This is a genomic window from Mesorhizobium sp. LSJC269B00 (assembly GCF_000502815.1).
Taxonomy (GTDB): Bacteria; Pseudomonadota; Alphaproteobacteria; order Rhizobiales; family Rhizobiaceae; genus Mesorhizobium.
The window spans coordinates 19,750-41,124 of the sequence record NZ_AYVN01000020.1 but is presented as its reverse complement, the minus strand read 5'-3'; the positions used below and the strand labels follow the sequence as shown (position 1 = coordinate 41,124).

At 59.0% G+C, this 21,375-nt stretch carries 18 protein-coding genes and 1 pseudogene; 11 read left to right on the top strand and 8 right to left on the bottom strand.

What is annotated here, in order from left to right:
* Positions 1-1,065 precede the first annotated feature (1,065 nt).
* Complete coding sequence (locus tag X771_RS136905; RefSeq protein ID WP_023690461.1) at positions 1,066-1,278, bottom strand: hypothetical protein; 213 nt, start codon at positions 1,276-1,278, stop codon at positions 1,066-1,068.
* A 781-nt stretch (positions 1,279-2,059) separates the two neighbouring features.
* Here X771_RS136905 and X771_RS1000000166075 point away from each other — a divergent pair.
* From X771_RS1000000166075 to X771_RS1000000167610, 3 genes are all read left to right on the top strand, one after another.
* Entirely contained in the window at positions 2,060-2,695 is a 636-nt protein-coding gene (locus X771_RS1000000166075) for a class I SAM-dependent methyltransferase (RefSeq protein ID WP_023670654.1), read from the top strand.
* A 585-nt stretch (positions 2,696-3,280) separates the two neighbouring features.
* On the top strand, positions 3,281-3,505 hold the full coding sequence (locus X771_RS136910; RefSeq protein WP_023690459.1) for a hypothetical protein: 225 nt from the start codon (positions 3,281-3,283) through the stop codon (positions 3,503-3,505).
* Entirely contained in the window at positions 3,495-3,683 is a 189-nt protein-coding gene (locus X771_RS1000000167610) for a hypothetical protein (protein ID WP_245261925.1), read from the top strand. The genes X771_RS136910 and X771_RS1000000167610 overlap by 11 nt, the downstream gene beginning before the upstream one ends.
* Before the next feature lie 109 nt (positions 3,684-3,792).
* Here X771_RS1000000167610 and X771_RS136915 read toward each other — a convergent pair whose 3' ends face one another.
* On the bottom strand, positions 3,793-4,071 hold the full coding sequence (locus X771_RS136915) for a hypothetical protein (protein ID WP_023670652.1): 279 nt from the start codon (positions 4,069-4,071) through the stop codon (positions 3,793-3,795).
* Between the two features lie 316 nt (positions 4,072-4,387).
* Entirely contained in the window at positions 4,388-5,014 is a 627-nt protein-coding gene (locus X771_RS0135340) for a LysR substrate-binding domain-containing protein (protein ID WP_023690457.1), read from the bottom strand.
* Between the two features lie 112 nt (positions 5,015-5,126).
* Here X771_RS0135340 and X771_RS01000000165555 point away from each other — a divergent pair.
* Positions 5,127-5,664: pseudogene (locus tag X771_RS01000000165555) on the top strand (VOC family protein).
* A 1,049-nt stretch (positions 5,665-6,713) separates the two neighbouring features.
* Complete coding sequence (locus X771_RS136930) at positions 6,714-7,016, top strand: DUF1330 domain-containing protein (RefSeq protein WP_023670645.1); 303 nt, start codon at positions 6,714-6,716, stop codon at positions 7,014-7,016.
* A gap of 1,569 nt (positions 7,017-8,585) precedes the next feature.
* Here X771_RS136930 and X771_RS136935 read toward each other — a convergent pair.
* The 3 genes from X771_RS136935 to X771_RS136950 all read right to left on the bottom strand — a co-directional run bounded on the left by X771_RS136935 (position 8,586) and on the right by X771_RS136950 (position 12,410).
* Entirely contained in the window at positions 8,586-9,317 is a 732-nt protein-coding gene (locus X771_RS136935; protein WP_023694064.1) for a hypothetical protein, read from the bottom strand.
* A 1,068-nt stretch (positions 9,318-10,385) separates the two neighbouring features.
* Positions 10,386-11,342 carry a hybrid-cluster NAD(P)-dependent oxidoreductase gene (locus X771_RS136945; protein WP_198025867.1) on the bottom strand — a complete coding sequence of 319 codons (957 nt, stop codon included), beginning with the start codon at positions 11,340-11,342 and terminating at the stop codon, positions 10,386-10,388.
* A gap of 210 nt (positions 11,343-11,552) precedes the next feature.
* Positions 11,553-12,410 carry a LysR family transcriptional regulator gene (locus tag X771_RS136950; protein ID WP_023690450.1) on the bottom strand — a complete coding sequence of 286 codons (858 nt, stop codon included), beginning with the start codon at positions 12,408-12,410 and terminating at the stop codon, positions 11,553-11,555.
* A 129-nt stretch (positions 12,411-12,539) separates the two neighbouring features.
* On the opposite strand from X771_RS136950, the gene X771_RS136955 reads away from it, so the two are divergent.
* The 6 genes from X771_RS136955 to X771_RS136980 all read left to right on the top strand — a co-directional run bounded on the left by X771_RS136955 (position 12,540) and on the right by X771_RS136980 (position 19,352).
* A complete protein-coding gene (locus tag X771_RS136955) occupies positions 12,540-13,622 on the top strand; it encodes an amidohydrolase family protein (RefSeq protein ID WP_031201701.1) in 1,083 nt (360 codons plus the stop codon).
* An 11-nt stretch (positions 13,623-13,633) separates the two neighbouring features.
* A complete protein-coding gene (locus tag X771_RS136960) occupies positions 13,634-13,987 on the top strand; it encodes a Rieske (2Fe-2S) protein (protein ID WP_023690448.1) in 354 nt (117 codons plus the stop codon).
* 22 nt (positions 13,988-14,009) lie between these two features.
* Positions 14,010-15,716 carry an ABC transporter substrate-binding protein gene (locus X771_RS136965; RefSeq protein WP_245262808.1) on the top strand — a complete coding sequence of 569 codons (1,707 nt, stop codon included), beginning with the start codon at positions 14,010-14,012 and terminating at the stop codon, positions 15,714-15,716.
* A gap of 87 nt (positions 15,717-15,803) precedes the next feature.
* On the top strand, positions 15,804-16,850 hold the full coding sequence (locus X771_RS136970) for an ABC transporter permease (protein ID WP_023673826.1): 1,047 nt from the start codon (positions 15,804-15,806) through the stop codon (positions 16,848-16,850).
* Entirely contained in the window at positions 16,847-17,731 is an 885-nt protein-coding gene (locus X771_RS136975; RefSeq protein ID WP_023690446.1) for an ABC transporter permease, read from the top strand. Before X771_RS136970 ends, X771_RS136975 begins: the two co-directional genes overlap by 4 nt.
* Entirely contained in the window at positions 17,721-19,352 is a 1,632-nt protein-coding gene (locus tag X771_RS136980; protein ID WP_023694068.1) for an ABC transporter ATP-binding protein, read from the top strand. Before X771_RS136975 ends, X771_RS136980 begins: the two co-directional genes overlap by 11 nt.
* A 147-nt stretch (positions 19,353-19,499) precedes the next feature.
* Here X771_RS136980 and X771_RS136985 read toward each other — a convergent pair whose 3' ends face one another.
* Both X771_RS136985 and X771_RS136990 read right to left on the bottom strand, forming a co-directional pair.
* Entirely contained in the window at positions 19,500-20,282 is a 783-nt protein-coding gene (locus X771_RS136985; protein WP_245262807.1) for a hypothetical protein, read from the bottom strand.
* Positions 20,283-20,485: 203 nt separating this feature from the next.
* Positions 20,486-20,833, bottom strand: coding sequence for a phage holin family protein (locus X771_RS136990; RefSeq protein WP_023690442.1), 348 nt, complete (start codon positions 20,831-20,833; stop codon positions 20,486-20,488).
* Positions 20,834-21,375 lie beyond the last annotated feature (542 nt).

Genomic DNA, 21,375 nt, shown 5'->3' with positions numbered 1-21,375 from the left:
AATACCAAAAGGATGTCTCCACACCGAGGCCGGCGCCGCCAACCACGACCGGCAAGGTGAAGGCAACGATGACGGCAACGTTACCGTTCGTGGCGCGCCTTAGGCGGCTCAAAGCAAACCAGATCCGGGTGAACGCGTTGGATGCCATATGTATTAGAAACCATGAATAGATAAACGAATGTGTAAAAAACCCATTCCGATTCGATGAAGTCCGACCTGCCAGACGAAATAGGTGCGCTGCAATTCCTCCTCGCCTCGCATGTACCGAGATCAGGCCGCTCAATCTGCGGTCGATCTCTACGGGTTGGAAGCGGCGACCGCCGTGGCGCAGTGCGCTTTGGAGGCTCATTTCGACGGTCGACCAGATGACTATCGCTTTTGGTGCGATGTCTTTCACCAACTGAGAAGAGCAACTGAAGGAACTTTTGCCGCGAAATCGTGTTCGTTCGAGCATGACCAGAATAGCCGACCTTGGACCGCCTAAGCCCGGCAAGCCACACCAACCGCAGGACGGGCACGATCGATTTCACCCATGCCCGATCTGCGGCCAGCAGGTCGACAAGCGCGACTTCCGCCAGGTCATGTGGCACGAGCAACCAGATCATGAGCCGCTGGAGCTCGATCAGTGAGGCAGGAACAACTGGGCCGCCAGCCAGAAGCCGACGGCCATCAAAGACAAAACAACGAGTGCGACGAGGAACAGCCTCATCGCCGGTTCCTACCACGCGTCAGAACAAAACCCGCCGACCGAAGCCAGCGGGCTTTTGTTGCAGGGCCGTGGTTTGCTTAGGATGTGGATCGCGGTTCAACACTGGGTGCCAATTGCGCAGTCACTGCGCTCAGACGCCCACGTTTGGTCAGTACTGGCTTGCTGTATTCTTTCTTCATGCAGTCCCTCCAGTGGAAATTTGAGGCAAAGCGCATTTACAGCCAAAGGTTGTCAATCAGCCCGCGCCTTGTCAATTCAAAAGGTGCCCGCCGCCCTTGCGTCCGGCGGACGAGAGACGTCACACCGCAAGCATCTCACCAGCCATGGAATCGTCCAACACCGTCCAGGTACTGAGGTTACCTAGCCGCAGGAGGGTCCTGAAGCCGCACAACCTTGTCGAGATGTAGCCGTATCCGCTGGCCTTCAGCGAAGGACAGCGCAAACGATTCCAGGCCGAATGAGCGTGTAATTTCCTGGTCGGTCTCTATGATGCGGACGACCCATTCGCCACTGGCTCCGACCACTTCCACGCGAGGCGTGGCCTTGCGAATTGACACCACGTTGCTCATCACATCCTCCCTACGAAACGCAATGGCAAGTCGATTTAAGACCGTCGTAGTCGGTAGATCAATAACAAATGCTTGCTCGGATCGGACGAACCATCCTGGATGGGCATACAACGGGGGCTAATGCCACTTCAGTCAGGCGAACCCTCCGGGGAACCTCCCTTGAGATAGCCTCTGCTTCAGGTCGTTGGCATTCAGGATGGCCGCCAGCTCTTCGGCATACTCCATGTCGGGAAGGTCGACAGATGGGTGGCCCGCTACAATAGCCGGCAGCCCGGTGNGCCAGCTCTTCGGCATACTCCATGTCGGGAAGGTCGACAGATGGGTGGCCCGCTACAATAGCCGGCAGCCCGGTGAACACGTCGAACACCGTCCACGTCCCATCCGGTTCCCGCCTTACGCCGTACCGCAGAGTTGCCATGAGGGGATGCTAATGGAAGCCGCGAATATATGGTACAAAAAATGCGAGCGGGCGATCGGACAACGGGCACGCCTTGCAGAAGTTTTGCCGCTACGACGGGTTCGGTCGGGCACGGCCAGAATAGCCAACCTCGGACCGCCCATCCCCGGCAAGCCACATGACCTGACTGGGAAGAGCATTTCTATGCGCGCCCCATTTGCGCGCAAAAGGTAGACCGTCGCGACTTCCGCCAGGTGATGTGGCACGAGCAACCGGACCACCAGCCGCTGGAATGCGACGCCTAAGAGCGCAGCACAACCCAACTGGTCATCGCTATCGAAGCAGCGTTTGCGGGGCGGCCGCTTCTAGGCGCATGGTGGCTAGATGACCCGAATATGGGTGGGATCGGATGGCGCCACGATTTATAGCGAAACCACTGTCCTGGCCGACCGAACCGGCGGCTGGCTGGTCCGGGCCGGAATGAACCGGGGCAATGCCCGGCTCAACGGCTACGCTCTCGATCAAGTGCACCTGGTCCCGGTAGATCGTGCCGTGGAGGTCGGTTTCGGCGGCGCAGTTTTACTGCCGCAACTTATCCGTGAGGCAGCATTCGTTTGCGGTGTTGACCGCTCGCAGGATGTCGTGAACGCTGCCTCCCACCGGTTCGCCGATGCAGTGCGCGTCGGACGAGCCGAGTTCCGAACCGGGCTAGTCGAGGACTTGCCCTTGCCGGATAGCACATTCGACAAGGCTCTCAGCGTCCACACAGTGTACTTCTGGCAAAGCCTTAGAGCTGGATCCGCAGAGCTCCATCGCGTCCTCAAACCAGGCGGTCGCGTCGTGCTTGGCTTCCTCCCGAAGGCACATATGGACCGGATGAACATGCCGGCCGATATTTTTACACCTCGCGAGCCGGATGAGGTCATTGCTGCCTTGCGAGAGGCAGGGTTCAGCGACCCTGAAGTGCGGAGACCGAGCACGGAAACCGCATGGCTCGTTGTGACAGGCACGCGAAGATAAGTTTCGGCGCCTGGAAGCGGAAAAGCCCGCCGCCGAAGCCAACTGGCTTTGTTGCAGGGGTTTGCCTAGGCTCCTCTGGGTTCAACACTGGGTGCCAATTGCGCCGTCACTGCGCTGAGACGCCCACGTTTGGTCAGTACTGGCTTGCTGTATTCTTTCTTCACTGCAGTCCCTCTCTAGCGAATTTCGGCAAAGCGCCTTGGGCCTAAAGGTTCTCACTCATCGGTGCAGGTTGATGGCGTGCACACAGCCGTTACGGCCGAGAGCTTCTCGCGCTTCTTTAGTTCCGGCTTCTGATAAGGCTTCTTCATGCAGGGTTCCCCACGTTTGTCCCTCAATGCGAAAATGCGGTGCGCCGACCACGATTGTCAACCGGAAACACTGAAGTAGCGGCCGAGCGACGCCAGGGGCCGGCACGCGCGGTCAGGGCGGCGTGCGCAGCGTGGATGCTGCAATTGCCTGGCCGGTTGCCATGGCCTGCTAACGAGCGCACACTGCTGCGGTCGCCTCGAAAAATCAAAAACAAACAGGCACGAGGCGCTTGGGAGCGATCATCAGGCTTTCGCCCGACCAGGGAGAAGGCCCATGCCCACACCGGCACAGAGCCGGCTCATATATTTTATGGGCCAACTCGTTCACAACGAGAGCATCGTTTCCAAGCAGGATATTATCGTCGGCTTACTGGATCACGAAGGCAGTCCGACGGCCGACGCCGACGAATTGCTGGCGAACTTGCATCGATCACTGCAACAGGCCCGACAGAGCTTGCACGAGGCGCAAGAGATCTATGGAGTCAGAAATGCGGAGTAGCGAAAAAACAAAACTCGCATACACAGCCGCAGAGTTCGCCGAAAAACACGGTTTGACCGTGAAGGCAGCCGAAATCATCCTGTCCGTGAACGGCTCCTCACGTGTCGCTTGCGATGCAGCAGCACGCGCATTCAAAGAAGCGGTTGCGCACCGAGCACACAGCAATGACGGCGAATGAGGCCCGCGCCTGCTTCCGAGGCTGCGCGGGCCGACCATGACGAGTGGAGAGGACATCTTGGTCACCGGCAGGAATCGCTGAAGAACGAGCCGGGTGTGAACGAACAGCCTCAGAGCGAGGTTGTTCCCGACTGACGCAAAAAAGCCCGCCAACATGAGCCGGCGGGCCAAGTAATGGGTCGCTGTCCAATGAACGCGTTAGGTGTCTTCAGATGGATTTTGGTCGAGAAGCCGCCGCGCGTCAGGCGCAACAAATCGGGCGCCGATTGAACGCCCTGCGGACGCAGGAACGCCTTCGTCTCGCGGGCGCTCCGCGTAAGCAAATCTTCGCCGCCGAGAAGCTCAATCGTCTCGGCCCAACCGTCGTCTGCAAGCAATTCGTGTGTCATCGCAGTTAGAATCCCACCCGATTCCGCAGGGCAATACCTATCTTATCGCCTAGGCCCTTTTGCCCCTACCGCCGAGACATGACCGCGCACCACGGAGCTGTCGAACATCTGCACCAGGTGCGACCGGTGTCGTTGCGCCCACTTCTGTGCCGGATAAGCAAAGACTAGGCCGGTAAACGGTGAACGCAGTTCGGGGAGTACCCGCACCAGATCGAGCTGATGGGCGAGATAGCCTGGAAGAAAGCTGATGCCCAATCCTATCGCCACGAGCGCCCTCACCGTTAGCAGATCATCGCAGGTGAGGCCCCCTGTCAGGTCAACACCGATCTTCCGGTCGCCCGCCAGCATCGGCAGCGGTCGCGCCCATGCCTTGCTGAGGGCGATTAGATCGTGATGTTCGAGTTGCTCCAGTGAGACAGGTGTGCCCCGGCGGCCGAGGTAGGCCTTGGAAGTGTCCTGAAGGACCCGTCACGAAAGCGCGTGAGATCAGGCTGGAATCGCGCAACGGGCCGACGCGCACGGCGAGGTCGATGCCGTCGGCGACGAGATCGGCAACGCGGTCGGTGACGACGAGATCAACGGCGACCGCCGGATAAGCCTTACGGAACGCTGCAATAACAGGCGGTAGAAGCGTCTGCGCGATATCCACTGACGCCGTCAGCCGAAGCTGTCCGTCCATCCCCGCCGACTCTGCGCGAAGCTCAGCTTCGACGGTCTCGATTTCTCGCAGCGCGATGCGACACCGCTCGAAATAGGCTTGGCCCTTGGGCGTAGCGCGCAGCTTTCTGGTCGTGCGCTGGATCAACGAGAGCCCGAGCCGTCGCTCCAGGGCCGCGACCTTGGCGCTCACTGTCGTTGCAGGCATGCCGAGACGGCGCGCCGCGCCGGCAAAGCTCCCTGCCTCGAGGACGTTGATGAAGACACATATCTCGTCGATGCGCATTCCCGGATTATGCAGAAAACGGGATGCTCATTCCAGTCATCTCATATTTTCCGGGCAATGCATTTGCGCGATGATTTCGCTTGTGGAAATCGCCAGCAGGGGAGCGGAGGCCATGAACGATCAATCGATCAATCCCAATGACGCCGCCAGCGTCGTCGAAAAATATGCCATCAACCCGCGCGTTCGGGTCGGTCACGTCCATCTCAACGTCGCCGACATCGAGCGATCGCTAGCCTTTTATTGCGGTGCCCTCGGGTTCGGCGTCACCATGTCGCTAAGCGAGGAGGCTGCCTTTCTCGCGGCGGGCGGATATCACCATCATCTGGCGCTCACTAACTGGAAAAGCCGCGGCGGCGCCGCGCCCCCGATTGGCACGACGGGCCTACACCATGTCGCCTTTCTCTATCCGACACGGGCGGCGTTGGCGGCTGCGCTGCGCCGCCTGCGAGCAGCAGGGGTGACGCTCACCGGCGCGAATGACCATGGCGGCTCGGAGGCGATCTATGTGCGCGATCCCCGGCAACGGGGTAGAACTCTATTGGGATCGCCCGGAAGCGGAATGGCCGCGCAACCCGGACGGCGCGCTGAAACTGGTCAGCAATCCGCTCGACGTGGACAATCTCGCCCGCGAGGGGGCATCAGACTGCTAAGCCGGCCACCGCCATGGCGGGCTGCGTTCGGAGGACTGCTGCGACAGTGCTAGCCATTCACCGAGCCACGGAGCCGGTTGGCTGCGAGCGGAGGGCAACCACTCGGCTGGCGGGCTTCGCCACCCCAGGTATTAAAGTGTACGCTTCGAGAAGACCGTCGGCAAACTCAAGCGCTTAAAATGCGTCGCAATACCCTGCGGGAAGAGAAGCGAAGCTTCGCATCCGAGCTTATAGGACTTGACCGGCGGCTAGCCAGACGGCTCCCGCGCGGCTGAGACGGCCCTGTCCCGTTCCTTTGGATGAACTGCGCCTTGTGGCCGGTGATGTTCTCGATCGCCTTCAAAAGGGGTCGATGGACCTCACAGAGCTTGGCATGCTCGCTGTGGTACGCACAGCGACCCGAATATGCTCTTGTGCAGCGCTTCGGCTGCCGCCAGGAAGCGCTCGATTTCAGCCCGGGAAAGCTGTTCGGAAGGTTTGGTTCTGGCCATTGGTGCTTGCGCAATTACTAATTTAGTGAAACCTTACGTTCTTCTGGGGAGTAGACGTGAGACCGGTCGGTCCAGCTATGGGCGGCATTGAACATGATGTTTTTTCCGCGATTACTGATTGGGATGTTTGCCACGTCGACCGTGGTAGCGACCTGGACTTACCTAGCAACCGATTCGTTCTGGAAGTCCCTTGCATGGACCTTGCTGATTTTTATCATCTTTCAGGTTGCATATTTCCTATTTTCATTCGCGCTTTTCTACAAGTAAGTTTTGGATGAAAAGAACCGAAGAAAAACCGAACACTGCCGAGCCTACCTGTCGAGACGGCGGTGTCTCATCTGAAGGGCGCTCGATGACGCTTTGAGGGAGACCGCCAGACACGAGAGCAGCGATCATGCTAATCTTTGCGAACCATGCGAAAGAAGGAAAGCCGTGGCAGCTCCAACAATCATCGAAAAGCGCGCTGGCGCTGGATGTCGCCACGGAGATCGTCGTTAGGGTGCGGACCGACGACGCCGAAGCCGAGGAGGGCGAGCGGGGTCTAAGGAGGAAACACAGATGGCTGCCTATCTGATAGCGGATGTAGACGTAAAAGACGCTGCCTTGTTCGAGGAATATCGGCGGGACGTTCCCGCTACCGAAGAGCGGTACGGTGGGCGGTACCTGGGCCGCGGTGGCGCCACCAAGGTTTTGGAAGGTGATTGGGATCCACACCGACTGGTCATTGTCGAATTCCCCGACATGGCGTCATTGATGGGCTGGTATAATTCGCCGGAATACGCCCGGCTGATCGAGATCCGCAAACGTTCCGCTAACACCAGGATCATCGCTTTAGAAGGGATTGCAACGCCTGCCGCGTGACCCATAAGCGCGGCCAGCGGACCCGACGACAGTTGGGCATCCTCAGCGTCATTTCTTCCTCACGGCGAGATGCCGGAGCAGCAAGACCACTTAGTACCGTCTATGATCAATTTGCCGCTGCGCCGGCGAGCGAGCAAAAGACGCGGGAACAGGTGTCTCGTGACCGCCGTGTTATCCCGATCATCCGAAGACGTTCGCTCTGGTGCGGGACGACTTCAAGTTCTTTTTCAAGGGTGTTCGGAGGTTGGCCCACGGCTGAAGGGCTGCACAACCAAGGGGCGACGATCAGCTTCTCCACCTTCAGACACATCGTGATAACCTGTCGGCCATGAAATCGGTGGCTTGAGAGAAACGTGGGCGGGCCCCAGGAGACTAATTTCTGCCCATGGGGAAGGCGATGTCCGCGCTAGCCGGAATGTCAGCTACCGAAGATCCGCCGTGTGAAGGCTGCCAGTCCGCTAACGGCCGCCCCAAAGCTGCCGGTCAAGACAAGGTCGCGTTGGAACCGATCCTTCGCATCCCCCGTTATCGAATGGAAGGGACATTACTTGCCATTAGGAGATGAAGAATGAAACGGCTTCTTTTTGCCACTGCCATGATGGCTCTTTCCAGCGGGCTTGCGTTCGCGGGGACGACAGGGACAACAGGGACGACGTCGAGTGGCTCCTCCACTACCACAACGATGCCGACGACAGATAACAACACGGATTCGACCACAACGAAGTCGACCAATTCGAACTCAGCGAAGGACTGTGCGCCCGGCCAGCAGAGTGGCAGTGCTAAGCAGGCCGCTCCTGGTCAACAGGATGACACCAGTGCCAAGTCCGCAGCCCCTGGACAGATGAAAACGACTGCCGAAGGTTGCTAATTGTGGCGGGAGGGGCTGGTTTGCACCGGCCGGAATGGATGCCTCCCGCTGCCGACCGGCGGCAACGGACCGGCCCGCGCCCTTCGATCAGCGCGGGCCGTTTTTCTGAAAGAACCTCCCTTAATCGTCCAAGGAGCCTGCAGCCTTTTCTTGGGCGAGCCGGAATGCATAGTTGGTTGCGGATGTGATTGTTGAATAGCGGCCCTTGGTGGGGCAGATTTGAACGCGACAAACGCCTCAAGCGGCACGCCCAGGAAATCGTATTGCTTCCCCCCTCGCTCAAACAGACCGAGAGAACCCTGGTCCGGGTCAATAGTCGAACTTGCGCATCGAGGTCGACGGCATGGTGCGTTTCAAGAAACCAGCGTGAGCCGCGGCCAGCCGGGTATGGACCGCCCTACAGGCTGAGCTGTATTCGAAGATGTGGCCGGGCGTAGAATGACCTCGCGTTCCGCCGCTTCGCGCGCCGCCCTGATCGGAGTTTTCGCGTTGACGGTGTGGGTGGCCGTCACGGCATCGGCTGCGATCTCCTCAACACGGTATTTCGGCACTTTTGTTCCTAAGCGTCGGTAGCGACTCCGCTTGTTTAGGGGTCGCCCTCAAAGAGGAGAAAAGGTGGCAAGCTCGTCGTCTCCCTGCCGCCGGGGGTGTGACCCGGCGGCTTGCACGTTCGACTAGGGTCGTTTCAGCGGTGACCGGTCTTACGGCGTTGGCGCAGGATCCTGTTTGGAAGCCATCTCGTCGATCTTCTCGGCAAGCACGCTGTTGGCCCATTCGGTGACCTCGGCGTCGACCGGCTTGTTGGCCATATCGGCGAGCGCGTCATCCAGCGATGGGACGGCGGCAGCAGCATCGGCCGCCGCTATATTGGCGGCATCGAGCGCCGCCTGCGCTGCATCGATCTGCTCCTGGGTCGGGACTTGGTCGGCCGGAGTATTCGGGTCGTTCAATTTGGCGTTCAACGCGTCGACTTCCGCTTGGGCGGCATCTACCGCGGCTTGGGCGCCCTTGGCGGCAGCCGAAGCTGTCACATAAGCCTGAATGCCGGCGAATTTCTTGCTCTTGGAGTTCATATAAGCGTTGATGTTGCGCTGCAGCGAGTTCAGCCGGCCAAGCTTGGCGTGAATGTTCTTGTCCTTAGGCGTCGCGGCGACCTCAATGTCGTCGACGGCGACCTGGTCTTCGCCCGAGGCCTTCTTTCCGGCGTGAGCCGATGCCGACTTGCCGTGCGAAGCGCTGTTGCCGGACTTCCCGCCGCCGTTGCCGGACTTGCCGCTATTGCCGTGACCACCGCCATTGCCGTGACCACCACCATTGCCGTGACCACCACCATTGCCGTGACCACCACCGTTTCCACCCGCACCAGCGAAAGCAGGAGCGGTCACTAGCGCAAGCGCGGCAAGCGCCGCCAAAAGGGTTTTTCGGGATGTCATGGTACCTCCTCAGGCGAATAGCCACCTCGCCGATTCGTTATAGAGCGGCTTATAAGAGTTTCCTAATTCGACTGAATGAACTTTAGATAAATGCTTGTTGCAATGAGCGACTGACGACTGCGAAGCGCTTTGTAACCCTCTGAAATCTAGCAAAAAATCCGGAGTCGCAGACCGTATCCCCCTTTAGCGCGACTGAAGTCCCATACCGATCGACCTTGGTCGGGCGATGCACAACCGCGGAATGCTTGCGGCATTTCGGAGTATGGCGTCACCATGTGGCTGTGACTGCGCATTGGCAGACAACTCGCCGGGCGAAGACCCCAACAACCTCGAGCCCGGCGAGCCTTACACCTGATCAGAGTACGCGATCAGGACCGGGGATCAGCCGGCGAAAGATGTGGGTGCAATATGGGTGCCAAACTATTCGTCCCAAATTGGGACCATGCTGCGGCCGGCAAGCTGCGCTTAGGTCTCATAAAAGGCTTAGGCGCTGGCATCGGAAATGGCGATCGCTGGTCGCTCTGCGCCAAGCCGCAGGACCAGCATCATGGTTGCCCCATTTTGCAGAACTTGACGCACACAACCCCCCGCGACAAAGGCTGCTGGGCCGTCGTAGCGCCGATCTGCTCCGGCATGGCCGCGTGAATGCCCGCTCGACTCCAGCAACAGCTTCATCCTTGGTTGCGACGTTCCCGCGCGCGCCGCCGTCATCGAGCGTATTATCTTACTCGCCTAACCCGGATCGTGCCGCGTCCGCTTTCCGGGACGCACGGATCTATGCTCAATACCTAATGTCAGGCGCGTACCTGAATGGGTCCTCGAGCCGAGATAGCGCGTTAGTCCATACCCGACATTGCGATGTCCAGAAATCGACCGTTTCGCGAACAGCGATGACTACTCGGAGCTGCTATCTCGTTTGCGCCACGAACTGTCCCCTGCCCTCAATGCTTCCAACGTCTCATTTGGGGGCCGATAACGGACTGACAGCTTCGAGCGTCGAGCCGTTGGGTTAGACCCTGACGCCGATGCGTGCGCCGACGGAATCTTCCAACAGTCAACAACGCCGAGCTAAGCATCGAGCAAAACCGTCCCTCGCGGGCGGCTGCAACATGCCAGGACATAGCCGGCAGATTTATCTTTAGCATTCAGTCCGCCCAAATCGTCCATGGTAACCTCGCCGGATAGTTTGGCTATTCGGCACGTTCCGCAAACGCCCTGCTGGCAGGCGGTTGGGATGTAGATGCCACAGTTCCGCGCCGCGTCCAGCAGGGTCTCTCCGGGCGCGCAGCGATGCTCCACACCCGAGCGGACAAAACGGACCGAAGACGAAATCGCCAAGCCCAATTCCGACCGAGAACCATTGCTGCCTCCGAAACTCTCCTCGTGATACTGCGCCGGCGGGAAGCCTATTGCATCAAGGCAGGCGCGTGCCGTCTTCATGTATCCTTCGGGCCCACAGGCAAAAACGGTGCGCTTGTGAAGATCGGGAACCAGGCTCAGCAGCATCCGACCATCAATTCGGCCGGTTGAACCCGTCCAAGCGGGACCTCCCTGGCCGCAAACCAAAGTCACTTGAACATTGGGAAAGCGAGCGGCAAGTGCTTCCAGTTCCGCTCGGAAGATGATGTCGCCTGGGGTTTTCGCGCTGTGAATGAAGCGGATCTCCCTGTCGTCTGCGCGGTCTGTAAGCGCACGCAGCATTGACATGGTCGGAGTCACGCCGCTCCCGCCCGAAAGGAAAACAGGTTTCTCCGACGGCAATTTATCCAGATTGAACGAACCGAGCGGCCCTTCGATCTCGATCTCGCTGCCCGGCGTCAAATGGTCATGGATCCAGTTGGAAGTGAGCCCGCCCTGCGTTCGCTTCACGGTGATCTGAAGATCAAGCGGTCGCGTCGGCGGTGACGATACCGAGTAGGCGCGCGTTATTGTGGCGCCGTTGATCCTGAGGTGCACGAGAACATACTGGCCCGCGCTGAAGCAGAACATCCGACCAGCGGCAGATGTGAGAACAAATGTTTTCACATCGTGCGTCTCGTCTATCACGCGACGGCAGAGCACTATATCTCGCGTCTTTTGTGCCCATCGCCGCTGACGCATGGTGGGCACGACATCTGAGGCTTGGATGGAGGCGTATGCATTCATCGTGCGGCTCGGCGTTAGGTCGAGCGAACATGCCAGTTCTTACCCCGCTGAACAGCAATATTATCCCAGCGTTATGATCGGGAATATCGATTAAACCTCCAGCGACATAACAGCGAGATGGAGAGCACGGATGCCTTTGCGAATGATCGGTTCGTGTTTGCGGCGTGCCAGTATCGCCGTATGGACTGGCTGGTGCAAGGTCGGCGCTCCTTCGACCAGGAACGATGGAATCTCACCGGTAAACCTGCGCGCATCATCGCTGCGCATGTAGCAAGTGCCGCCCGTTCGCCGGAGCATGATCTCCGCCAGAGCTTCCGATCCGGTCGAAAGTCGGCAGATCGCCAATTGAGCCAGCATCTCTGCGTGCGTTTTCTCCAGCACGACGGTGTAGCCTGGGCGGATGTAGGTGTCGGGATCGACGTCCGACAGGTTTCTGGCGGCAGTCGAAACCATTAAATATTCCTCGACCATCAGGTGCTCGTATGCGATCTCAGGCAAGTAGCGGGGGGCATAAAGCACCGCGATATCCAGGTTTCCCATGCTGAGGTCGCTGACCATCTGGTTCGAATAATCCGACTCGACATGGATTGAGGACTTCGGAAGTGCTTGGCACAGGGTTTCGACCCACCCGGGCAGGACTGAGCGGGTCATGCCCACTTGGGCGGCAACGCGCAAGGTGCCTTCGAAACGGTTGAAGGCCCGGACATCGTGGCGAGCCTGCGACCAAGTGGATACCAGAGATCTTGCGTAGGCTTCGAACCGGCGCCCTGCGGCAGTCGGCTCTGCCCCGGCGCGTCCGCGTTGGAACAGTTCAGATCCGATTGCGCTCTCCAGGTTCTTGATGCGGGTGCTGATTGTCGATTGGGTTAAGCCCAACCGATCTGCGGTGCGATTGAAATTTCTCGATTCGATGATGTCGAGAAAGGTTTCGATGTGATCAAGCTGCATGGAAATCCCGATCGAAAAATTCGATCATGTTCCTGCCTACCATAAGCTTGATCAAACAATACTCAAGGGGGAAGCTGCACCAGATCATCGGCCGGCGCACCGCCGGGACGGGCCACGGAGCGGAACAAAGTGTTCATAGTTGATTGCGACTGTCACAATTACTGGTCAAGCGCCACCGTGTTGACGCCATACCTTTCCGGCTTGTGGAAAGACATGTTCACCGAGGGCGAGAAAACAGGTCCAGTCGGCGCATTTCCGCATGGCCATCGCCCCTGGTTTCATCCGCAGGACTTCTCCCGCAAGGACGTCCGTCCGAAGACGGAAGCCGACAATTATCTCATCATGAAAGAGAAGCACCTCGACAAGTACAAAGTCGACGTGGCGATCCTCACCGGCGATGAGCCGATCGAGGCGTCGACCCTCGCCAATCCTTACTATGCCAGCGCCCTGGTCAGCGCCTACAATGACTATCAGATCAACCAATGGCTGCCGAAAGACGATCGTTTCATGGGTTCGATCATCATCGCACCACAGGATCCGAAGCTCGCTGCCGCCGAGATACGCCGTCTGGGCAGTTATCCGCGTATGGTCCAGGTTCTCGCTTCCCAAGGGTCCGTCAAGCCGTATGGAGACCCGTTCTACCATCCGATCTACGAAGCTTGCGCTGAAGTAGGGTTGCCGTTCGCCATACATCTGGGCGGGCATGGCGGCGTGAATTCAACTGCCATTGCGCCTGCGCCCACGACATTCTTCTGGGAAACGCATGCCATTTTGCACATGTCCGCGATGTCGCACGTGGCAAGCATGATCGCCCATGGCGTCTTCGAGAAGTGGCCGGACCTCTACTTCGTGATCATCGAGTGCGGTGTCGCCTGGGTTCCGTCGGTCCTGTGGCGCCTGGATGCCGACTACAAAGCGCTGCGTAAAGAGACGCCATGGCTGAAGATGCTGCCATCGGAATATTGCCGGCGCAACATCCGCTTTTCCACGCAGCCGCTGGAGCAACCTGCAAACATCCAACATCTCTGGTCCACGCTCGAAGCGATGGACGGGGAAAACACGCTGATGTTTGCGTCGGACTATCCGCACTGGGATTACGACGATGCCAACACGCTGCAAATCCCTCCTGCCTGGAAGAGCAAGATCATGGGACTGAATGCGTTGGAAGTCTACAAACGCATCCCCCGTGCGCAAGCCGCGAATGCTGCCTGAGGAACCATACGATGCCCGAGAAGACATATATCTGCCGCGTCCACGAGATCGAAACAGGATCTCCGTTTATCGCCAAGATCCGCAGCCTTTCGGTCGGGATTTTCCGCATCGGAGATTCATTCCACGCGCTGCTGAATGTCTGTCCGCACCGCGGCGCTCCACTTTGCGAGGGACCGCAATGCGGGACAACCGCGCCCGTTGAACAAGCGCAATTCATCTATCATCGCGAAAACGAGATCGTTCGATGCGCCTGGCATGGCTGGGAATTCGACATCAAGTCAGGTGAAGCCTTGGTCGATCCGTCCATTCGCGCTCGCACATTTCCAGTCACCGTCGAAGCCGGCAGCATCTATGTGACGGCCTGATTGGCCCAAAAGCCGATTGGGATTGGAAAAATTCGAAGAAAGATGGCCGAAGCCAACTAGCAGATTTGTTCGCAGGTGCTTGAAAAAAATAACGCGGAGAACTCCGCAATGGGAGAGTCAAATGTCAGAATCTGAATACAAGCTTGGTCTCGCGCAAAGCCTGGTCGGTGGCAGCAAAGTTTCCCGCCGCGACTTCATTCATCTTGGGATAGCCGCAGGCCTGACGGTCGCCGCCGCCGACACGCTCTTCGTCGCCAGGGCGCGTGCCGAACCGATGCACGGCGGCTTCGCCAAGCTCGGCATGGCTCATGGCGCGACGACGGATTCAATCGATCCGGCCGGCTACCCCGATACGTTCACACAAACCGCGTTTTCGGGCTCGCTATCCAACAGCCTCACTGAGGTCGACGCCAAAGGCAATGTCCAACCGGACCTCGCCGAGAGCTTCGAATCTTCGGATGGGGCCAAGACCTGGGCCTTCAAGCTGCGCAAAGGCGCAACCTTCCACAACGGCAAGACTGTGACGGCGGATGACGTCGTGACGTCATTGCAATATCACATGGGCAAGGACACAAAATCGGCGGCGAAGTCGCTGTTGGAGTCCGTCGCCGGGATCAAGGCCGACGGCCCGGAAACGGTGGTCTTCACGCTCAAGAGCGGCAACGCCGATTTCCCTTACATCATGAGTGACTACCATCTGGTCATCATGCCAGCCAAGGACGGCAAGGCGGACTGGGCTTCAGGGGTTCGCACCGGCGCTTTCCTCCTTGAGAATTTCCAGCCCGGCGTTTCGGCGAAACTCAAGCGCAATCCAAACTACTTCAAAAACGGCAAGCCCTATCTCGACGAGGTGGAATTCATCGCCATCACTGATCTTGCCGCTCGCATGGCGGCCTTGTCGACGGGCGAGGTGGACTATATCGGCCGCGCCGACCTCAAGACCCTCGGCATGTTGAAACGCAATCCGAAGGTGGAAATCGTCGAGGTCACCGGCTACGGACATTATACCTTGCCGATGAATGCCGCGATGGCGCCGTTTGATAATCCAGACGTGCGAACGGCATTGAAATGGGCGATCAATCGCCAAGAAATCGTCGACAAGATCTTTCTCGGCCACGCCACCGTGGCTAACGACAACCCGATCGCGCCAGCGATCAAATTCGCCAAGGATCCGCAACCGCAACACAACTTCGATCCGGAAAAAGCCAAGCACTACCTGAAAAAGGCCGGAATGGAGAACCTGAAGGTGGATCTCTCGGTCGCCGATGCCGCTTTTGCAGGCGCGGTGGATGCGGCTTCGCTCATTCGCGAGACGGCAGCCCAATGCGGCATCGACGTCAATGTCGTGCGGGAGGCCGAGGACGCTTATTGGGACAATATCTGGCTCAAGAAACCCTGGTGCGCATCCTATTGGAGCGGTCGAGCGACGGCCGACTGGATGTTCACGCAAGCCTTCGCCGCGGACTCCAGCTGGAATGAGTCGTTCTGGAAAAATCCCCATTTCAACGAATTGCTTGTTAAGGCGCGGGCCGAGACGGACGAGGCCAAGCGAGCGGGAATGTATGCCGAGATGCAGCAACTAACCCACGACGATGGCGGCAGCATCGTGCTGGTCTTCAACAATTTCGTCAGCGCCCAATCCAAAAAGCTCGCACATGGCGAAGTGGCGCCCAACTGGGAGAACGATGGACTGAAAATGGCCGAACGCTGGTGGATCGCCACGGCATGAAAAGGCGGCCGGGGCCACGATGGTTGTGAGGCTCCGGTCGGCTTGCTCCGAGTGCAGGACTGCCGCCCAAAGGGAGACGGCACTCACATGAACCCCGTCGCAAGAACGGTTCTGCAGCGCCTTGGCCTCGGCCTGGTCACTTTGTTCATCGTGTCCATCATCATCTTCTCTGCCATCGCGATGCTTCCGGGCGACTTCGCCAAGGCCACGCTCGGGCAGTCGGCGACGCCCGAAACGGTCGCCGCCTTTCAGCGGGAAATCGGCATCGATCGTCCGCCTGTCGAGCGCTATTTCGTCTGGGTCGCGCAAATGCTTCACGGCGACTTCGGCTCTTCGTTCGCGAGCCGCACCGGATATCGGCGTACCGTGGCCGAGATCATCGCGCCACGCCTCTACAATACGATGTTTCTTGCAGCGGTGACCGCGCTGATAGCGGTTCCGCTGGCGCTTGGGCTTGGCATTCTCGCCGCGCTGTACCGCAACGGCTGGTTCGACCGGCTGGTGAATGCCGTGACACTGACAACTATTTCGTTCCCGGAGTTTTTCGTCGCCTATATGCTCGCCTACCTGGTGATCTCGCGCGACACGTTCATTGCATCCGATTTCGCTCAATCCCTGCCCCATTGGCTCAGTATCTCACTGACCTGGGCACTCAATGCGGTTCCCAAATTTCCGACATTGTCGAATGTGAACGATCAGACCCCATTTTGGGAGCACCTCTGGAAAGTGGCGCTGCCGGCAATCACCCTTACACTCGTGATCGTGGCCCACATGATGCGCATGACCCGAGCGGCCATCATCAACATGCTCGCAAGCCCCTACATCGATATGGCGCGCCTCAAGGGAATGTCCCCGATGGTGATCGTGCTGAGGCATGCCCTGCCCAATGCCTGGGCTCCCATCGTCACTGTCGTGGCGTTCAATATGGCATATCTCATCGTCGGAGTGGTCGTGGTCGAGGTCGTTTTCGTCTATCCCGGGATCGGCCAACTGATGGTTGATGCGGTAAAATCCAGGGATGTTCCGGTTGTCCAGGCCTGTGCCCTGATTTTCGCCGCGACCTACATCCTTCTCAACCTGCTGGCCGACATTATTTCCATCGCCACCAACCCCAGGCTCTTGCACCCACGATGACCAGATCCCAATCTATCGCGGCGGTTCAGAGGCTGAGGCGCTCGCGTGCCAGCCGGGCGACAACAGCGCTGAAGAAGGCACCGCTTAGTGCATGGTTCGGCATCGTGGTGATCGTTGGCTACGTCCTTGTTGCGGTCTTCGCGCACTGGATAGCCCCATATGGCGAGACGCAGGTCTTCAGCGAAGCCTTCGCGCCGTGGAATCAGGAATTCGAATTGGGAACCGACCAGCTCGGCCGCGACATGCTCACCCGCTTGATCTACGGTGCGCGCAACACCATCGCTATCGCGGTCGCGACTACATTGCTCTCCTTCGCGGTAGGCGTGTCGCTCGGCCTCCTTGCCGCATTGTATAGGGGGTGGCTCGACCAGATCTTGTCGCGTGCGGTGGACGTGCTGATGTCGATCCCGAGTCTGATCTTCGCGCTGGTGCTTCTGTCGATCTTCGGCTCGTCGATCACCAGCCTGATTGTTATCATTGCGCTTCTCGATTCCACCCGTGTCTTTCGGCTTTCTCGCGCCGTTGGGCTTAACGTGGCCGTGATGGAATATGTCGAGGTGGCGCGATTGCGCGGCGAGGGACCGAGATGGATTATCGCCAATGAAATCCTTCCCAATGTCATGCCTCCACTGGTCGCCGAGTTCGGCTTGCGATTCTGCTTCGTGTTCCTGACAGTCGCGGCGCTGTCGTTCCTCGGAGTCGGTATTCAGCCGCCGACGGCCGATTGGGGATCAATGGTGCGCGAGAACGCAACCCTGATCACTTACGGCGATGTCACGCCGCTGCTTCCGGCCGGCGCGATAGCTCTTCTTACCGTATCCGTAAATTTCGTTGTGGACTGGTACCTGCACGCAACAAGCGGGTTGCGGGATGAAAAGTAGCGATCCAGGCTCACGCGAAAAAGGAAAGGATCTACTGCAAATCCGCAATCTGCATGTGGAGGGATCCTCGGACGAACAGTGGCATCCCATCGTCCGCGGGATCGATCTTACGCTGAAGCGGGGGGAGGTTCTTGGCCTAATCGGCGAGTCAGGCGCCGGCAAGTCCACCATTGGCCTTGCCGCAATGGGCTATGCCAAACCGGGCTGCCGGATCACACAGGGCTCGGTCCTGTTCGACGGGATTGATCTCCTGGCAGTCAATGAAAAGGGGCGCCGTCGTCTCCGGGGCTCCCGCATTGCCTATGTCGCGCAAAGCGCGGCGGCCTCCTTCAATCCGGCACATCGACTTTTGGAACAAACCATCGAAACCGCGGTGGCGCATCGAATCGTCAGCCGGGAAGAGGCGAACCGGAGCGCCGTGGATCTTTATCGGCGTCTTCAGCTCCCAGTACCCGAGAGCATAGGCTTTCGCTATCCTCATCAGGTCTCAGGCGGGCAGTTGCAACGGGCCATGACAGCGATGGCAATGGCTTGTCGACCGGACCTCATAATATTCGACGAGCCAACAACGGCGCTCGATGTGACCACGCAGGTTGAAGTCCTTGCCTCCATTCGCAACATCGTTGAGGAATTCAGTACTGCTGCAATCTACGTAACGCATGACCTGGCGGTGGTGGCGCAAATGGCGGATCGCATCATGGTTCTGCGACACGGAGTTACCGTGGAGGTGGCTGACACACGCCAGATGCTGGCCTCCCCCAGCCAGGAATATACGAGGACGCTCTGGGCAGTCCGCAAGCTCGCCAAGCCCGAAGTTCCAGCCGATGACTATCTCTTGACGATAGACAACGTCACCGCGGCTTATGCCGGAGGGGTCAAGGTGCTCCAGGATGTCTCCATCAAGGTTCCGCGCGGAAGAACAGTCGCTGTGGTCGGCGAATCCGGTTCTGGGAAATCGACGCTCGCTCGAGTCGTTACCGGACTCTTGCCGCCAAGTTCGGGTTCGATTTCTTTCGCAGGCCAGCTCCTTTCCAAGAGCCTGAAGGCGCGGCCCAAGGAGGTCCTGCGTCGCGTCCAGATGATTTATCAAATGCCCGACAACGCCCTTAATCCGCGCCAAACGGTCGAAGAAGTCTTAGAGCGGCCACTCGAATTCTACCTCGGCCTCAAAGGCGCGCAGAGAGATCGCCGGATAAGCGAACTTATGCACCTGGTCGAGATGAGCGAGGATTTTCTGGAACGTCTACCTGGCGAGCTATCAGGTGGCCAAAAACAACGCGTCTGCATTGCGCGGGCATTGGCTGCCGAACCGGAGCTTATCATCTGCGACGAGATCACATCCGCGCTCGACCAAATTGTGCAGGAGGAGATCCTCAAGCTTCTGATGCGCCTACAGCGTGAACTCGGGATGAGCTACATCTTCATTACCCATGACATTGCCACGGTGCGCGCGATAGCAGACGAGATTGTCGTCATGCACGGCGGCAAAGTCGTCGAGCAGGGATTGAAGAGCGTGGTTCTCACACCTCCGCATGCCGCTTACACCGAACGGCTTTTGTCCTCTGTTCCCGAAATGGATCCTGACTGGCTGACAAGATTGCTGGCCAGTCGGAAAATCTGACAGGTTGCAAGGTGGTCAGGAATTAAGTCCCCGTCCGCCCATCTTCCACGTGCTTTGAAGGGCATGATCGAGCTCCACGCGCAGCGATCAGCGCGACTATTATGCACGCCTTCTGGAACCGTCTATCGCTGATCCAGGACCATCAGGCTAGGTTTGACGCTGAGGCGTATCGGAAATACGTTCGCGCACGGCATGCTCGGTCTTGTCTGCTGTGGACTTCACGATCTCGCCGAGCTGATCGGCTATCGTGTCTGCTTCCATATCTTGCCGGCCAGCTTCCTGCTTGATGGTCTCATAGGCGTCGGCGGCGACCTGCTTGGCCTCATCGAGGCCCCTGTCGAGCAAAGTTTCGGCGGAATCGCGAAGCTTGTCGCCATAGGCGCCTAGTTGCTCGTCCTCCGTTGCGGTATGGGGCAGAATTGCACCTATAGCGGCGCCGATGGCGAGACCGACGGCCGCAACGGCCAAGGGTTGATCCTCCAACAGATCTTGCGCGGAGCGGCTGGCTTTCGCCGCCATGTCCCCAGTCGTCGAGCTTGCATTGGCAGCGCTTCCCGTCAGACCCGCCGCAGCGGCTCTTGCGGTGCTCGATATGGTGTCGCCGACGCTGGCAGCGCTCGAGGAGAGCGATTCCGCGGCATCGGAGAGCGTGCCGCCCAAGCCGCCGCGCTCCCCTGCTACATCATGTTGTCCCGGCGCTGAAGGCAATCGGTAGTCATCCGAACGTTGGATGGTGTTTGAGGTACCGCTGCCGAACATCAGCCAGGCCAGACCTGCGCCCACCATGGTGACCGGCAAAGGATTGTCTCGGACCTGCGTTCTGAGATTGCTGAGCATGGCCGCGCTCTCCCCTCCCGAGAACAGCCCGGTGAACTCATCCAGCAATTGTCCAGGCGTCATCTTGCCTCGAATGGATTCGGCGGTCTCCATCACCCGAGCGCGAGCAGCCTCGGCCTCGCGTTCAAGTTCGGCTGCGGATTTCTCGTTCATCTCACCTGTTCCTTAATCGCGCTCGCGTCNCTCATCCAGCAATTGTCCAGGCGTCATCTTGCCTCGAATGGATTCGGCGGTCTCCATCACCCGAGCGCGAGCCGCCTCGGCCTCGCGTTCAAGTTCGGCTGCGGATTTCTCGTTCATCTCACCTGTTCCTTAATCGCGCTCGCGTCGCGCTTGAGCTGTCCCTGGGTCCGGTCGGGGGTAAGTTCCGAAGGCGCCATGCTGGCCGTCCCGGTCCGCAGCAGGATGACGCCGAGGACCGCCACGACCACACCGACCAGCAGGGAAGACCACCCCGCGCCAAGCCCTGCCCGCGTCAGTGCGATAATGAGCGCCTGCAGCAACACCAAGAGCGCGGCGAGCAGGCAAATCGCGCCGCCCAGCACTTCCGCAGCACCTGCTCCGGCTTTGGTAAGCTTTTCAGAGAGCTCGGCCCGAAACAGCCTCGCCTCGGTTTGCACCAGAGTGGTGACATTCTGGGCCAAATCGGTGACTAGCCCGGCAAGGCTGGGATTGTCCTGGNCGGAGAAGCCTTGATGAACCGCCCGAGAGCCAATCCGGCCAACACCGATCCCGCAAGCAGGACACCGGGATTTTGCCGGCCGAAGGACTGCACGTCATCAAGGACTTGGCTAAAGGGCTTCTGTTTCAAGGACGATGAAAGCCGCTCAAGGCCACTGGCAGCATCCAAAGCGAACTTCGATGCGTTCCTTTCATCGTTGCTGGCAAGGTGATCGCTGGCGGCTCGCAGTGCACCACCCAACGCCGCCAAGCTCGATCCGATGTCGCGCTGCGCCTCCTCCGCCTTGTCGGAGATGACCTGCGTGGCTTCAGATGCATAGTCGCCAGCCTTACGGGTCACCTCGTCCCGCGCGTCGTGAAGCAACTCGCTGGCACGCTCATTTTCCTGGCGAAGTCTGTCGGAGACGTCGCTTTTCGCCTTGTCGAAATCGGTGGGCTGTCCGCCCTGATCGTTCTCATGCTGCATGAGGCCACCTAGTGAAAACCGAGGAAGGAGAGGACCGCG

Bases quoted from the DNA above. Each gene is read 5' to 3' on its own strand.
- X771_RS136905 (WP_023690461.1), bottom strand. From the start codon at position 1,278: ATGAGCAACGTGGTGTCAATTCGCAAGGCCACGCCTCGCGTGGAAGTG.
- X771_RS1000000166075 (WP_023670654.1), top strand. From the start codon at position 2,060: ATGACCCGAATATGGGTGGGATCGGATGGCGCCACGATTTATAGCGAA.
- X771_RS136910 (WP_023690459.1), top strand. From the start codon at position 3,281: ATGCCCACACCGGCACAGAGCCGGCTCATATATTTTATGGGCCAACTC.
- X771_RS1000000167610 (WP_245261925.1), top strand. From the start codon at position 3,495: ATGCGGAGTAGCGAAAAAACAAAACTCGCATACACAGCCGCAGAGTTC.
- X771_RS136915 (WP_023670652.1), bottom strand. From the start codon at position 4,071: ATGACACACGAATTGCTTGCAGACGACGGTTGGGCCGAGACGATTGAG.
- X771_RS0135340 (WP_023690457.1), bottom strand. From the start codon at position 5,014: ATGCGCATCGACGAGATATGTGTCTTCATCAACGTCCTCGAGGCAGGG.
- X771_RS136930 (WP_023670645.1), top strand. From the start codon at position 6,714: ATGGCTGCCTATCTGATAGCGGATGTAGACGTAAAAGACGCTGCCTTG.
- X771_RS136935 (WP_023694064.1), bottom strand. From the start codon at position 9,317: ATGACATCCCGAAAAACCCTTTTGGCGGCGCTTGCCGCGCTTGCGCTA.
- X771_RS136950 (WP_023690450.1), bottom strand. From the start codon at position 12,410: ATGCAGCTTGATCACATCGAAACCTTTCTCGACATCATCGAATCGAGA.
- X771_RS136960 (WP_023690448.1), top strand. From the start codon at position 13,634: ATGCCCGAGAAGACATATATCTGCCGCGTCCACGAGATCGAAACAGGA.
- X771_RS136970 (WP_023673826.1), top strand. From the start codon at position 15,804: ATGAACCCCGTCGCAAGAACGGTTCTGCAGCGCCTTGGCCTCGGCCTG.
- X771_RS136975 (WP_023690446.1), top strand. From the start codon at position 16,847: ATGACCAGATCCCAATCTATCGCGGCGGTTCAGAGGCTGAGGCGCTCG.
- X771_RS136980 (WP_023694068.1), top strand. From the start codon at position 17,721: ATGAAAAGTAGCGATCCAGGCTCACGCGAAAAAGGAAAGGATCTACTG.
- X771_RS136985 (WP_245262807.1), bottom strand. From the start codon at position 20,282: ATGGAGACCGCCGAATCCATTCGAGGCAAGATGACGCCTGGACAATTG.